At 41.5% G+C, this 15,458-nt stretch carries 11 protein-coding genes and 1 tRNA gene; 6 read left to right on the top strand and 6 right to left on the bottom strand.

What is annotated here, in order from left to right; all coding sequences use genetic code 11:
• The first annotated feature begins 81 nt into the window (after positions 1 to 81).
• Positions 82 to 153, top strand: a tRNA-Glu gene (locus CLV99_RS23005).
• A gap of 231 nt (positions 154 to 384) precedes the next feature.
• The gene (locus tag CLV99_RS23000) at positions 385 to 903 is read left to right on the top strand and encodes a potassium channel family protein (RefSeq protein WP_133586876.1); all 519 of its coding nucleotides are present in this window, start codon (positions 385 to 387) and stop codon (positions 901 to 903) included.
• 49 nt (positions 904 to 952) lie between these two features.
• Here CLV99_RS23000 and CLV99_RS22995 read toward each other — a convergent pair whose 3' ends face one another.
• Both CLV99_RS22995 and CLV99_RS22990 read right to left on the bottom strand, forming a co-directional pair.
• A complete protein-coding gene (locus tag CLV99_RS22995) occupies positions 953 to 2,683 on the bottom strand; it encodes a RagB/SusD family nutrient uptake outer membrane protein (RefSeq protein WP_133586875.1) in 1,731 nt (576 codons plus the stop codon).
• A 10-nt stretch (positions 2,684 to 2,693) separates the two neighbouring features.
• Positions 2,694 to 5,912, bottom strand: a complete 3,219-nt coding sequence (locus tag CLV99_RS22990; RefSeq protein ID WP_211348634.1) for a SusC/RagA family TonB-linked outer membrane protein — start codon at positions 5,910 to 5,912, stop codon at positions 2,694 to 2,696.
• A 444-nt stretch (positions 5,913 to 6,356) separates the two neighbouring features.
• Here CLV99_RS22990 and CLV99_RS22985 point away from each other — a divergent pair, with 444 nt between their 5' ends.
• Positions 6,357 to 7,016: a FadR/GntR family transcriptional regulator gene (locus tag CLV99_RS22985; protein ID WP_133586874.1), complete on the top strand. Its 660-nt coding sequence runs from the start codon at positions 6,357 to 6,359 to the stop codon at positions 7,014 to 7,016.
• 49 nt (positions 7,017 to 7,065) lie between these two features.
• Positions 7,066 to 8,256 carry an MFS transporter gene (locus CLV99_RS22980; RefSeq protein WP_133586873.1) on the top strand — a complete coding sequence of 397 codons (1,191 nt, stop codon included), beginning with the start codon at positions 7,066 to 7,068 and terminating at the stop codon, positions 8,254 to 8,256.
• Between the two features lie 57 nt (positions 8,257 to 8,313).
• On the opposite strand, the gene CLV99_RS22975 is transcribed toward CLV99_RS22980, so the two are convergent.
• Entirely contained in the window at positions 8,314 to 9,690 is a 1,377-nt protein-coding gene (locus tag CLV99_RS22975) for an MFS transporter (RefSeq protein WP_133586872.1), read from the bottom strand.
• 95 nt (positions 9,691 to 9,785) lie between these two features.
• Positions 9,786 to 10,655 carry an SDR family oxidoreductase gene (locus CLV99_RS22970; RefSeq protein WP_133586871.1) on the bottom strand — a complete coding sequence of 290 codons (870 nt, stop codon included), beginning with the start codon at positions 10,653 to 10,655 and terminating at the stop codon, positions 9,786 to 9,788.
• Between the two features lie 145 nt (positions 10,656 to 10,800).
• On the opposite strand from CLV99_RS22970, the gene CLV99_RS22965 reads away from it, so the two are divergent.
• The gene (locus CLV99_RS22965) at positions 10,801 to 11,154 is read left to right on the top strand and encodes a winged helix-turn-helix transcriptional regulator (protein WP_133586870.1); all 354 of its coding nucleotides are present in this window, start codon (positions 10,801 to 10,803) and stop codon (positions 11,152 to 11,154) included.
• Positions 11,155 to 11,158: 4 nt separating this feature from the next.
• Positions 11,159 to 11,632 carry a Cys-tRNA(Pro) deacylase gene (ybaK, locus tag CLV99_RS22960; protein WP_133586869.1) on the top strand — a complete coding sequence of 158 codons (474 nt, stop codon included), beginning with the start codon at positions 11,159 to 11,161 and terminating at the stop codon, positions 11,630 to 11,632.
• Between the two features lie 8 nt (positions 11,633 to 11,640).
• Here ybaK and CLV99_RS22955 read toward each other — a convergent pair whose 3' ends face one another.
• Both CLV99_RS22955 and CLV99_RS22950 read right to left on the bottom strand, forming a co-directional pair.
• Positions 11,641 to 14,310: a TonB-dependent receptor gene (locus CLV99_RS22955; RefSeq protein WP_133586868.1), complete on the bottom strand. Its 2,670-nt coding sequence runs from the start codon at positions 14,308 to 14,310 to the stop codon at positions 11,641 to 11,643.
• A gap of 3 nt (positions 14,311 to 14,313) precedes the next feature.
• Complete coding sequence (locus CLV99_RS22950; protein ID WP_133586867.1) at positions 14,314 to 15,195, bottom strand: GLPGLI family protein; 882 nt, start codon at positions 15,193 to 15,195, stop codon at positions 14,314 to 14,316.
• Between the last annotated feature and the right edge of the window lie 263 nt (positions 15,196 to 15,458).

Genomic DNA, 15,458 nt, shown 5'->3' with positions numbered 1-15,458 from the left:
TTCAGCACATTAAGACGTTTGAGTAAAAATTATTTTGGATAATAGATAAAAGCGTCTATATTTGCATCACCAAAGCAAAAGGGCCCGTTCGTCTAGGGGTTAGGACGCCAGATTTTCATTCTGGAAACAGGGGTTCGATTCCCCTACGGGCTACGAAAAGCGACTTCTTGTGAAGTCGCTTTTTTTATACACAAAACTTTTCACTTCCTTATATTTCCTCTATTAAAGAATCTAAATGGATGAGAAGAGCTACAAAATTCGCTTTTATATTATGATGCAATTATATTATGTATAAAGGCGAATTTATGTAGGTTTGTACTATTCATTAAATAGCACTATATCCAGAGGCACAAACAACCTCACTTACCATTAGAAGCACAGCTTATGCTTACAGCAATCTTGACAGGCTTAATGATTATCACTATAAATGTTATTGTACAAGCCTTTTCTACAATCTACTTTTTCCGGATATTTATCCCGCAATACCAACGGAAAGCTGAACGGACAAAAACAATATACCCCTCACTATGGATGCTAGTCTACCTTGTTTCCTTTCTTACTTTACTACACGCCTCCCAGTGCACGCTATGGGCTGCCACTTACTACTTCGATCCTTCTATTTCGGATCTCGATAGTTTCGAGCAAGCCATCTACTTTTCCCTGATCACCTTTACGACCATCGGCTATGGTGATGTTACGATCGATTCAGAATGGCGAATCCTCGCCGGCCTAGAGGGTATTAATGGAATCATGTTGATTGGCTGGTCTACCGCCATGGTTTTTGCTTTTCTGCAAGTCTTATTCCGTCAAAATTGGGACACTTTGGGCCTAGGCTTAAAGGAAGGCCATAAACTTTCCCCTCAGAAAGAAACAGATAATGACAAAAAAACTGAAGATGATTGAACATCTTCAGTTTTACTTGAACAAATCTAAGATTATACAATTTCTTTCGCTACCATTTAGGGTTTTGCGTTAACACGTCCTTATTCTTTGCAATCTCATTCGTCGGCAAGGGCCATAAATAATCTTTCTCTGGATCGAATTTCCGCAAATTAGCCGGCTGTAAAACAATATATTTATCCGTATTAACTGGAGTTTTATCGGACCAATTGGCAGTACTATACTCCGAAAAGAAATAACTACCTAATAATGGTTTTATCATTTCGTGTTCAGCAGTCTTCCAGCGTATCAAGTCCCAATACCCCATACCACCTTCATAAGCGAGCTCAACCCTTCGCTCTCTCCGTATCTCATTCTGCATCTTCAACCCATTGTCATTGACGAATGCATTACTCAATGATGGCATAGAGGTATATTTTGGCGCCTCCAAAGTACCGACATTCACCTCTGGGAGACGTTTACGCAACACATTAATCGTTGCATTCAATTGTTCATCCGTGATCACTCCATCCAACTCATATACCGCCTCTGCATAATTCAGCAACACCTCTGCATACCTCAGTACTGGCCGATCAATATAGGAACGTTGCACATCAAAAGACTGTGCACTGGCATACTTCCTAATATTAAATCCTGTACGCTGCAATGTCGCATTCGGGATTGAATACTTTCCTGATCCCTTAAACTCATCTCCTGCTTTGAAGAGTGTGAAGCTCATTCTAGGATCCCTCTTGGAGAAGTATTCTACATGTTTCATCTGCGCATTTGGCGCAATATAGTATGAAGACTTCTGGACCGGAAGACCATCTATCATAAGATAATTGTCAACGAAATTTTGCGTAGCACCAATATTTCCTCCTTCGTAATATCGTTGAATAGGAGTAATTAATATGCTATTCTCTAAATTAACACCATACTGCTTTACAATAATGTTCTCTTTATTTGCTCTACCCTCTCCCGCTTCCTGAAACAAATTATAATAGGCCTCATTATTCACTTTGCCATTTCCATCCTTTACAGGCGTACTGAAAATAGCGTGCTCCTTCGACTCGATAACTTGTTGTGCAGCATCCTTTGCTATGGTAAGGTGCTTCTTAGCATCACCATAGCCATGAAACTTGGCACGTGTACCTTCAAACAGCCCTACTCTAGATTTAAATGCCAGAGCAGCGGTCCTAGAAATCCGGCCATAATCTTTCGCTGAAGACAGCTGATCTGCTGATCTCAATGTCGCAATTGCATAATCAAGATCGTCATAAATCAATTGAAGAACTTCCTCTCTTGTCGCCCTAGCCTTAAAAATATCCGGATCTGACACCCCCATCGTTTTTGTAATAATCGGTACTCCACCAAATCGCTTAAACATTTCAAAATAGTACCAGGCTCTAAAAAAGCGGGCCTCCGCCACATACCAATTTACCACTTTCTCTTCTGCCCCCTTAGCGATCACCTCTGACGCCTTTTCTATCAGTTTATTGGCCTGATAAATATTACTGTAATCATAGTCTGTAGACGTCGCCGGTGCAATTCTAGAACCATCGCTTGTCGGATTCCCCTTGTCATTCTGATAGCCATCCACTCCCCAGTTATCCATTTCTACATCGGCTGTCGCTAACCCAGGCAGTGTTGTATAAAAATAATTGGCAACAAGACGGACATCTTCAGCGGAGTTCCAAAAATTAGCATCATTGACCGTATTTTCAGGATACCTATCTACGTCACAGGATACCAACTGCGTCACCAAGGCCAGACCTAGCAACAATTGTATACTTATATTTTTCATTACTTTCTTTTTAAAAATCAATATTTAAACCAAATGAATATGTTTTTGCAAATGGATAAGGCGATATTTTATCATCCTCTGGTTTCATCTCTGGATCAACAACACCTTTAAAAATACCCATTGCAGAAACTGTAAATAAATCTTCGCCCGAGAGGTAAAATCTAACCCTAGAAAACGGTAGTTTAGCAAACGTTTCCTTTCTAAGCGTGTAGCCCAGTTGAACATTTTTCAAGCGCGCATAAGCTCCATTAAGAAACCACTTATCAGACGCCACAAAATTATGATTACCCGACAAGTAAGGTCGCGGAAAAGCTGCATCTCTATTATCCTCCGTCCAATAATCGGTATGAAAACTCATTGGTAAATACCAAGAATACAATGCAGGTTGGATCAACTCATTACTGGGCTTAAACTTGCGTTTCCCTATCCCTTGTACAAACATGCTAAAGTCGAAGTTCTTATAACCTAGATTGATATTAACCCCATATTGGTAGCGAGGATTGACATCACCGAGGTAGACCAAATCACCAGAATCTTCTAAAGTACCTTTTCCTGGACCAATCATTCCGTCTCCACTAACATCCACATAACGTACATCCCCTAATCCAGGCACGTTGGTTACATTGACAAGCTTCTCATAGTTCGGGGCAGCTGACAAATCCGCAGCAGTCTGAAAATAACCATCGGTCTTATAAGCCCAAATCGAATTAAGCGCATAACCTTCTACTTTTCCATTAACTCCCGCATTGATAATATTGCTAGCCCCCCCAAAATTGATAAGCTTGTTCTGATTATCTGCCACATTTGCAGTAACACTATATGTAAAATCCGATCCAATTTTATCTTTATAGTTCAACGAGAATTCCCAGCCCCAGGTTTTCAGGCGACCATCATTGGATTTAGGTACATTAATCCCTATGGTGGCAGGTAGACTAACACTGACCAACATATTATTATTGAACTTGTTATAGTAATCAAAGCTTCCGGATAGCTTCCGATTCAACATTGAAAAATCGAGACCTATATTACGGGTTTCGACAGTCTCCCAGCTTAATTCTGTTGCTGGTATAGATCTTTGATAAAGATAGACCTGTTGCATATCATTCAAGAGAAGATTGACTGTCGATGTGCTGGAGCGCTGTGGATACAACAAACTTAGGTGATCATAATAACCTATCCCTAGTTGGGATCCCACCTTACCCCAAGACACACGAGGTTTCAGTTCGCTCAAGATACCAGAAGGCACATTGAACCAATCTTCACTAGCTACATTCCAACCCGCCGAGAATGAAGGAAACGTCTTTCTTCTCGTGGATTTTGACAACCTCGAGCTCTCATCATTACGTACAGTAGCCTCAAACAGATATTTCCCTTTATAATCGTAATTCAACCGGCCAAAGTAAGATTGCATAGCCTCAGAAGCATCTGCCTGACTATGAGATTTATTAATTGGATTTGAAGTAAAATTAAGACTTGGATTATCATTGACATAGAGATTACTTGTAGAGGCCGATATAGACTCATAACGATAGTCCAAAAATTGATATCCACCCATGACTTGAAAGTTATGACTATCTGCGACCTTAAAATTATAATCTACAACAGCCTGATAGTTTTCCTGAAGGGTTTTATAGTTTATGATAGAATAGTTATTTGGATTATTCTGATAACTCGGAAAAGTCTTGTTCGGTCCAGAGTAGTAAGTTACCATCCGACGGAAATTACGTTTCTGCTCCCGAATATCCTCACGACTATACATCAAACGAACCTGAAGCCCATCTACAAAATTAGCGATGGTCGCAGTCACATTATTGGAAAAATTACTCTTTCGGTTACGATCAAAGCCTCCATCACGCAGCAACGCATAACCCAACGCAGACGAAGTCCCCGACCTATAGTAGGTTCCGTCTTCATTCAGCAAAGGGAATCGCCCCCGTGAGGAAAAAAACTGTCTCAATATACTATTACCTCCACCATCAAGACCATAGCCACCTGTAGTCGGGTTATCGTTAGCCTCGTTGATATAAGAGCTTCTGAGATCCATTTTCAAATATTTGTTTAGCTTAGCGGATATATTAGCTCTCGCATTCCACCTACTGAATCTATCTTCCCCTACCTTAAAAACACCGTCTTGTGTCATGTTTCCAATGGAGGTCATATAGGTTATATCTTCTGTACCACCACTCATCTGTAGGTTATTATTGTACATACCATAGGAGTCTCGGATTACATAATCTAGAATATTCTCTTGGTTGTAGGTCAACCATTGTCCATCTGCTCCCTCAACAAAAGCAGGTCCATTAACCGCCCGATCGAGGTCTATGTCTGAGTATTCGGGTCCCATACCTGCATTCGCACGGGCCAGATTCATATAGTTCATCTCGTCTATCAAAGCCAACCTATTGGGGATATTGGCTGGTCGTTGAAAAGCCGTGTTATTAGAAAAAGCAATACGCGTCTTTCCTGAGGACCCTCCTTTGGTCGTTACAAGAAGTACCCCGCCGGCGGACTGTGCTCCATATATGGCCGTAGCTCCACCATCTTTTAGTATGCTTATATTCTCGATATCGTTAGGATTTATCGCTAAAAAACTAGCGGCGGTACTCACCACGCCATCAATAACATACAATGGATCGACCGCCCCGTTTGCAGAAGTCGCCCCGCGCACCTGCAAGTTCAAGCCTTGTGCCCCAGGTCTTCCCGAATTACGGGAAATAACCAACCCTGGGGCCGCCCCTTGTAACATATTCGCAACTGTCGGAGAAGGCCTGTTTTCAAGTGTCTCTTTACTAACCTGAGAAACCGCCGTCGTAAGATTAGTTTTTTTCTGCCGCCCATACCCAACAACAACAACTTCATCCAACGCCCCATCAACTTGCGCGAGTTGTACCGTAAGTCCATCGATTGCAGTCGCCTCTTTCGCCTCAAATCCAATGTATGAAAAAGTCAATGTCTTACTTGATCCCACGACCGAAATCGTATATCTCCCATCTCTATTGGTCTGTGTGGAGTTCTTGCTCCCCTTTTCGCCAACAGTTACTCCGGCTAATGGTCTCCCATCCATATCAGTGACTTTACCAGATATCGTTTGTTGCATCAGAACAACATAGCTATTGCTTTCTCGATTTTCAGCACGTAGGTGGACTGCTGAAAAAGTGACCACCGTACACAACATAACCGATTTCCATCCTATTTTATGTAGGCCGGTACTGTGTAATTTTCTGTTCATATGTTTATTAGTTAATTGTATCTTCTTATTCATAATCGACCTTCTGCTTCCCAGAAATATTTGCTAACGATATTATTAAAGAAGCTAATCGGCATCTGTGACATCCACTGCTTTAAACTGGAAACCAATAGCCTGTGTATAATGGTTTCCAAAAGTTTTTATGCCTCAAAATCGCTATCCAAATCCTTCTAAATATGTCATTAACTCATCGGGTTATAATTGTTAATTCAGGTACGGTAAAACCAGTAGTCTTTGATGAAATCGTTTACTATAGATTCCATATCCAACAATCTAAAGTAAAGAGAGAATTTAATTTGGGAGAATGTTCAGGAAATGCAAACGATTGCCTTAATCACGAAAACGATATAGTCTCTATCTATAAAATTTAAAATAACAGTACTTCACATATCAATTATTTTTCTACATTTGCAGTCGTCAGATGATATGATGAAAATGATTATACAAAAAAAATCACTAGCCCAAGAAGTTGCAGACACGCTGCAGCACAGTATCGAGCGTGGTGTTTTTGCGATCAATGAAAAGCTTCCTACTGAACCAGAATTAATGCAAAAATTCGGCGTAGGTCGCTCTACAATACGTGAAGCAATCAAGTATTTATCTCAACTAGGTTTCGTTAATGTACAACAAGGAGTTGGCACCTTTATTATCAGTCACAGCAGCAATAGTATTCTAGACGAAAAAATTGAACGTGCAGATTTCGCCGATATCTTTGAGGTAAGACAACTCTTAGAATTAAAAATTGTTGAAAAAGCGGCATCCAATAGGACAACGACTCATCTCAAGAAGATGAAGAAGAAATTGGCCGAACGTAAGCAATATGGCGAAAGCGGTGATATGTTACGCTGTATCACTGCCGACATAGACTTTCATATCTTGGTTGCAGAAAGCTGCGGCAATGCCATTCTCTATCAACTTTACAAAACCATGTCTGCACACGTAAGCAAGTTTTTTTCAACCCTCTACAAAGACACAAGTACCTTTACCGAATCACAAGACATTCACGAAGATCTATTACAGGCCATCAGTGATAAAAACGCAGAAAAAGCGTCAAAGATCGCGGCTAAAATAATTGGAAGAATTTAATTTTTTAAACCAAATCATCAGATGACCTGATGTTTGTCAATACATATTTATGTCCTCTATATCAGCAAACAGAACAGTATACCCTATACTCTTCGCCATTAGCTTTTCGCATCTACTCAACGATTTGATGCAATCTGTTGTCCCATCCGTATACCCTCTACTAAAAGAGAATTACGGACTGACCTTTACACAGATCGGAATTATAACACTCATCTTTCAATTGACGGCCTCCGTTCTCCAGCCTTTTGTTGGGTCTTATACCGACAAGAAGCCCAACCCTAGATCTTTGGCCATCGGAATGATTTTTTCGCTCTCTGGATTACTATGCCTCGCTTTTGCATCCAATTTCTATCTTATTTTAACATCAGTCAGTCTCTTGGGGATAGGTTCATCTGTGTTCCACCCCGAAGCTTCTCGTGTTGCCCACTTGGCTTCTGGTGGACGTAAAGGACTCGCACAATCCATATTTCAGGTGGGAGGCAATGCCGGTAGCGCCATCGGCCCTCTATTAGCGGCCCTCATCGTCATTCCTATGGGACAGAATTACATCGGCTGGTTCGGTACTTTAGCTATATTAGGAATGTTCATTCTGACAATTGTCGGCAATTGGTACCAACAGAATATGGTTGCCAAAACCGCAACAGCAGGAAGTGCAATCAATACGCAACAACAAACACTGTCCAAAAGAACTGTCACGATATCCATAATCATACTTCTGGTACTTATCTTTTCCAAGTATTTCTATATGGCGTCGATGACAAGTTATTTCACTTTTTTCCTTATCGAAAAATTTGGTGTTACAGTACAACAGTCCCAGATATACTTATTTGTATTCTTAGCATCCGTTGCTGCAGGAACAATTTTAGGTGGCCCATTAGGCGACAGATATGGTCGTAAACTGATCATCTGGATATCCATCCTAGGTGCTGCACCGTTTACGCTATTGCTTCCTCACGTAGGGCTCACAGCCACAGTTATACTGGCCGGAATTATCGGTCTGATTATTTCTTCTGCTTTTTCTGCGATTCTAGTTTATGCGACAGATCTTATCCCGGGTAAAGTAGGGATGATTGCAGGACTATTCTTTGGGTTTGCTTTCGGTATGGGAGGCATTGGTTCGGCAGTTTTAGGGTGGCTTGCCGATCGCACCAGCATCGAGTATGTATTCTCCATCTGTGCGTTTTTACCTTTGATCGGTATCGTGACCGGATTTCTACCCAATATCAAACGAAAAGTATAAACAAAAACGGCTGTGAAACAATACATTTCACAGCCGTTTTTGCTTTTCTGTCTAACCCTATCCGATCTTAGATGCGGCACGCTCTCCTCTAGCCATCTTAGATAAGATTAATACACTCGCCAAAGCATACACGAACAATAGACCTAAGCTCAGATTTCCGACAGCCCATTCGGACGGCAGGAGCTGATTCAAAACCGTCATAAAAGCCAAGCCAATTCCTCCTCCTAAGAAATAACTCGTACTCGTCAAACTTGATATTACCCCGTAATTCGTAGATTCAACATCACGGATACTCAATACCGCCATACTGGTAAAGCAGAAGGTAATCCCTATACCGGAAATACAGGCAACTCCAATCAATACCAATGGCAATGGATGTCCCAAATGAATCGCAGTCCAAAGTACCACTGCTCCTAACAGTAGAAACGACCATCCAAACACGCCCATCTGTGCGGATTGTAGACGCTTAGAAACCATCGGTAAGGCAAACTTTGCAATCAACGCAGAAAGTATACTGAAAGGGACCAGCAAAAGACCAGCAGCAGCGGCAGTATGTCCCATATCGCTCTGTAGCATCAACGAAATCAAAAACAGAAAACCAATGAAAAAGGCGCCCTGTATAAAAAAGATGCCATTGGAGACCAATACCGATGGCTGATCAAATAAACTAAGTTTAATCAATGGTTCATCCACCGTCTTCAATCTATAAATAACTGTTCCCAAAAGTAGCACACCTACTAGAATAGAACTGATAATCATGACCGGAGCACTACTTACACTAGGTAGCTCGTGCGTACCATAGGTAAAACACAGAAGACCTAATACCAAGAGAATAGCCGAAGCCATATCCACCCGTTGGGCTTCCTTCCTCGGTTCATCTTTCGGGAAATAAATGTAAGCCAGAACCAGCGTCACGGCCAGAATAGGCACATTGATCAAAAACACCCAATGCCAGCTAAGGTAAGTACTTAATAATCCACCGATGGACAGTCCGCTTCCAGAGCCTATCGCTGCAAAAGAGCTAAAAATACCTATCGCACGGTTACGCTCTTGTGTCTCCGTAAATGTATTATTAATAATAGAAGAAGATGCAGGCATAATAAAAGCAGCCCCTAACCCCTGTAACGCTCTAAATATGGCTAGAGACTCAAAAGAGGTCGACAATCCTGCTCCAAGCGAGGTCAACATAAATACCCCCCCCCCTGCAAGAAATACTTTCTTACGCCCCCTTTGGTCCGACATCCGTCCACCAATAATCAGAAATCCTCCAAACAACAGCACATACAAGGTCTGTAACCACTGTGCCTGTTCGACGCCTATATGAAACTGTTCCTGTATAGAGGGAATGGTAAGATTAATGATGGCAATATCCAATGCCTCGACAAAAGTTGCAACTGAGGCTAATACTAAAATCAGATTTTTGCGTACCTGCATATTAAAAATTTTCGCCAAAGGTACCCTTTATCACCCAAATGAAAGACATCTCCTCAAAATTTACAAGAAATTAGAAGCCACTTTTACTTTCTTTTCTATTTTTCGCTGTAATACGCTTCAAAAAAATCTTTTACCTGTAATGGCGTTCTACCCAGAATATCCTTCAATGCCTCACCCGTTCTATTAAATTCTCCGGCCTTGATGCTATTCAGCACACCTGCAAAAAGATCAACCACTACAGGCGGCAGGCCAGCCTGAGATAGCGCATTGCGATACGCTTCCTCGGTTGCATCGACATAAGTGACTTCCAACTGGAGTACATCTCCCAATTGCCTGGCGATTTCAGGAAATCCTAAGCTATTTACATTGACCAAATCCACCACCTCATTATCAAAATCGGTACTCAATAAGACCTTAGCAGCTGCCTCAGCAAGATCTCCTCTAGAGGTAAAAGCTACGGGAGTAGCTCCTGCTGCCGCAAAAAGCGTCTTGCTGTCCCGGATAGTTGGACCGATAATATCCGCTAACATATCCATATAAATACCATTTCGCAAAATAGTATATTTCAATCCACTATCCACCAACAAGTCTTCAGTTAGCTTATATACAGGCATCAACCCGTTAGGGGAATCGGCCGCTGTAGATTGATATTGAAAGCTGGTAAATACCACATGCTTCACTTTTGCTTCTTTGGCTGCTGCAATCACATTACGATGATGTGTCTCTCTATTCATCAAATCATTAGACGAGATAAAAAGCAACTTATCAACACCTTTAAAAGCCTCAACCAAGGAGGAATAATTGTCATAATCCCCTATTTTAACGGATACGCCCCGTTCAGCTAGCATTTTTACTTTATCTGCACTACGGCTCAATACACTTAATTGACTTGCTTCTTCATGCTGTAAGAAAGCGTTGGCAGCCAAACCGCCCAAATGTCCTGTTACTCCTGTTATTAAATACATATTCTTAAATTTTTAAACTTTTATACTTACTTTTGGTAAGTCAAAGATAAAAAGTAAGCTATAGTAAGACAAGAACTTAACACTTTGTAATAGACTTACCTCCATGTTAGTCTTACTGATTATCAACACAATAATTTTTTAAAACATGAGCGATTTTTCCAATATAGAGGCTTGTCCCGTACGCAACGTGCTGGATCGCCTATCCGATAAATGGACCATGTTGGTCATTCTGGTTCTTGGAGAAAGCAAGGAAATGCGGTTTAACGAAATACATAAACGTATTGGTGACATCTCTGAAAAGATGTTGACCGTATCGCTTCGCAAACTGGAAGCAGATGGTTTGATTTCGCGAGAAGTCTATCCCGTCATTCCGCCCAAGGTCGAATACAAACTGACAGCATTAGGACAGGAGCTGCTGCCACTGATCGATACGATCACCCAATGGGCAGACCGTCATATGCAGCAGATCTTACAGAATAGACAACAATACAACGCCTAAAACTATGGCACAGAAAACAAATGCGGTGCGGCTATTGGATACCGCTAAAATAAACTACACGCTACGGGAGTACGAAGTGGATGACGAGGATGTTAGCGCCGAGCATGTAGCCCATTCTATCGGAATAGATCCAGACCTCCTCTACAAAACTCTAGTGCTCAAAGGAACAAAAGACCCTTATCTCGTCGCAATCGTCCCTGGCAGCAGTCACCTGGACTTCAAGAAACTGGCAAAGGTATCAGGGAATAAAAACTGTGAAATGTTGCCGATGAAGGACTTGCTACAGGTTACGGGGTATATCCGTGGAGGGTGCTCTCCTGTTGGCATGAAGAAAGAGTTTCCGACCTTCATTGAAGAAGCTGCCCAACTCGAAGAAGCAATATCAGTCAGTGCTGGTAAGCGTGGACTACAGGTCATCCTACAGCCCACAGATCTCGCTTCTATGACGAACGCTACCTTTGTAGACCTGATTGGGTAGACGCTTCCTTACTTAAAATTAAATACTGCGCGCAGAATAGCCATCCGTCCACGCAACTCATAGCTATTCTGCCCCTGCATATTCGCAGATATAGTATACGTTTCAAATTTTTTGACATTCGCTATATTTGAAAGACTTAACTCAAAGTCCGTATTCCACTTCTTATGTCTATAACGTGCGAAAGTATCAAAAAACACATAACTGATACGCTCCAATCCCTGCTGACTACTATATAGATGCCGGGCGCTCGTCTGGAGATGGACCAACTTGAACAAACTGAGTGGTAACCCGAGGCTCTGAGACATATTAAAAGCATTTCTTCCCAATCCGTTTCCTCCTTGCCCCTGTCTAGTCGAACTCCAGGATAACTGTCCGCGATAGGATAAGTTGAGGGATTCCCATATTTTAGCTTCTACAGCAGGAGTCAGGCTATAGCTTATATTCTGAAAAGGTAATAGTTCATTATTAAACAACTGATTATAATCTGTTAGCGTCCAACTGACCTCCAGCTTTACGGTACTAGCCAATGGAAAAATGTACTTATCAACACCAAGGCTCGCCCTATAGGAGTTTACTCTATTCTCTCGGGATACCAGCTGCGTCTGGGTGATATCATTATCTACAACGTTGGATAACATCGCACTCGCGATAGACTGATTATAATTCAATTCAATATTGACAAACAATAGCTGTATCGTCTTAGACAGCTTATAATTCAGTCCAAAATCATTGCTACGGCTTTCATTAATCCCTCCTCTATTACGATTCAGCGTTCTATAATTCTGGATGATAAGCCCGCGATACACTCCCTCTATATTGCCAAAGCTATTCTCCCGACGATACGAGAAGCTCAGTTCATCTTCGACCCCGACGACATACTTAGCATTCAATACTGGATTAAAAAGGAATCTATTCTGTGTATGATCTAAGGCAAAGTAAGAATCTTCGTAATGGGTCTGTTGTAATGAAAGCGGCAATGTAAGACGTGAGGAAAATCGCCTAGTCTTCCATTCATATTCACCCTGAACAAAGAGTGATGTCCGAAGCCAATCGGTATCGTTGAAGGAAGAGTCCAGCGTGACAGGCAAGGCCATTCCTATCGAGAACCGATCAATGCTAGAGTTTAACTTTTGATCTTCCACCGATATACCTGCGCTATAATACTGCCCGACCTTTTTATTGGGCAAGCGATAGCCAACAGAAGCACGGCTAAAAAATGAAGGTACCTCCATATACTGGCCGGTTTCCTCATAAGGAAGCCCAGCATTCATCAGATCCGGAAAAATACCTGGAGAAAGCGCCAGCGTCTGAGGCTTCTTTCCATAATTCATAAACCAATTGACCTGAATAATATCTCCGTTTTTAAGTGCGGGGATATATTCTAACTGATTTGAAAAACCTTCAACTGTAAACTCTCTTGCTACGCGTATCGACTCCCCATTGCTATAAATATCAGCTGATCCGTTTTCCTTTTGGTACTCCAGCGACAACGCATTACTGATATAGTTCTTTTCTTGATTTTTGGCCGCCGTAAATCTAAATGCCCCCATCCATTGCTTGATTACAGTATGTTGTTTTTCATCAAAGCCGTATACCTCTCCGTTAGTATTGAAAGTAGTACTGCCCGCATAATCGAATGTATTTCGATCTACCAGCAGTTGCACATTTGATTTATACTGCCATGCCCCTTTTGTATTGATCAGATTATTAACATCCAATGCGACCGAATTATTCATAAAATAATTATCCTTGTTTACTGGAGGCGCCCCCACGGTCCCTAGTCCCAACAGATTATTGACAGGTGAAGAGCCCATACTGGACAATACAGTCTGTTTGTTAAATCCGGTGAAAGCTCCACTCAGGTCGCGGCCTACATTATTGCCCTGCAACACATTGAGCAGTTTATACTTCTTATTGAACAAAATGGTATTGAGTTCTCCATCATACTGTTTTGGCAAACCTCCTCCCAGCTTTATCTGTCCCGTGAGCTTTAACTTGGCCTCGTCTTTGATAACAAGATTAAGCGCAACCTCATCGGTATATCGCTTATTTTTGAGCACTTTCTTATGCTCATGATTATTCAGGACTTGTACATCCTGCACCATCTTATGAGGAATCGTCTTCGACCCGATTGCATAACGGTCGTCCAGTAAATCGTCTCCATCGATATAAAAATTAGAAATGGCTTTACCTTGATATTTAATCTGCCCAGACTCATTCACCTCCATCCCAGGCATACGTTTTAACACATCTCCAATAGATCGATCCTCCTCTTTAGCAAAGGACGACACATCATAGGCTAGTGTATCACCAACCCGCTGTATACGAGGCTTGCTTTTGATATCCACCTCTTCTAAGCGGATGACAGATTGTTCCAGTTCAATTTGCATCTTAGCACCTACAGTCGGCACAAAAGATTTCTTCTTATACCCCAGATGGTTTATCTCCACATAGGCTCCATTTAGATCCCTTTCCGTAGACAGTGCGAAATAACCGTTCTTATCAGAAGCCTTGTACGTTATCACCTTACCGTCCACTGACTTAAGCAGTATGGTAATCGCATTTAAGGGATCCTTCGTAGCCTTATCAACGAGTATACCTTCGATAGTCACACGCTGAGCCATAACAATTCCTCCTGACGCTAGAAAAAGTAGAAAAAAAAGAAGCCTAATGTACATATACTAAGGTGTCAATTCTATCGGATTATTAGTTGTCTTCGAAGGCTTATAGCTATCATCCTTCTTAACATGCATCGATTTTATTTTTGAGGTATCCAAAGTCGAAGCGCTTGAACTTCCAGAAGAAGACCGAACAACCATGCTTCCCGAAGGTCCTGTAGTCACGTTGCTCCGCGAATTTAGATAAGCACTAGGATTTGCTTTGAAAGCTCTTTCTAGTTTTTTGACCTCTGATTCTGTCGACACAATTGCCTTTTCAGATGCTGCTATCCGGATTGCTGTCTCTGTATCCATTTTATCGAATCCCGCGTATTCAAACTCCACCTCTCCTTTGCTATCTTTCACTGATAGAATCAAACCAGGCAGACCGTGCAACTTCCATGGTCCCGCAGGAAAAGGAATGTCCGTCGTGAACCATACAATGTAATGACGTCCCTTAAAATCCGTTGTTGCTTTTTGACAGCTGTATCCACCAATCTCCTTCGACTCGTCCAATATATCCCAATTCTGTTGTGGGTAAGTTCCTGATAATACAAATTCGTCCGAAGCCACCTTAGCAATCTCTGTGATCTTCTGCTGTGCTGGTTCTATAATATAGGCCTCACTGACCGGGGAGGTACGCTGTGAAATAATCAAGTTTCCATCAAATGCAGGATCATCCATCTGCTTTTTGATATTCTCCTGCATCCTAGTCATAGAATAACTCGTATAATAACTTCCATGCTCTCCGAGATACGTCACCACTTCATCCATTAGAAAATTGTCACGCTGTGTTGTATCATTGACATGCTTAAAATTGTAATGCACTTTAGCCAAAGGCTTTTCCTGCGCATAGGACGATACTCCCCCTAGAAGCAACAGTCCAAAAAATAGTGTTCTTTTCATCTAATTACGGTTTGATAGTAAATATACGATTTTTTCGTAGACATCAAATTTTAATACTTTTCAGGTGTAAATAGTTTTTTTCAAATCACCATAACTTGTTCCGACTTCTCGGGATGGAATATTCAAACCGAGTCCAACGAGCTCACGAAATAATTATGTGCACCAGTGCCTATACAGTCCGTATTACATGGATATTTCATAATTGGAAGAATATTTTGTAACGAATTCCATAGTGTGTAGACTTACTGTATAAATTTAAATAA

It is taken from the genome of Sphingobacterium yanglingense, assembly GCF_004363245.1.
Lineage (GTDB): Bacteria > Bacteroidota > Bacteroidia > Sphingobacteriales > Sphingobacteriaceae > Sphingobacterium > Sphingobacterium yanglingense.
Note: the sequence above shows the minus strand (reverse complement) of the source record. Positions and strands in the feature narration are given on the sequence as shown.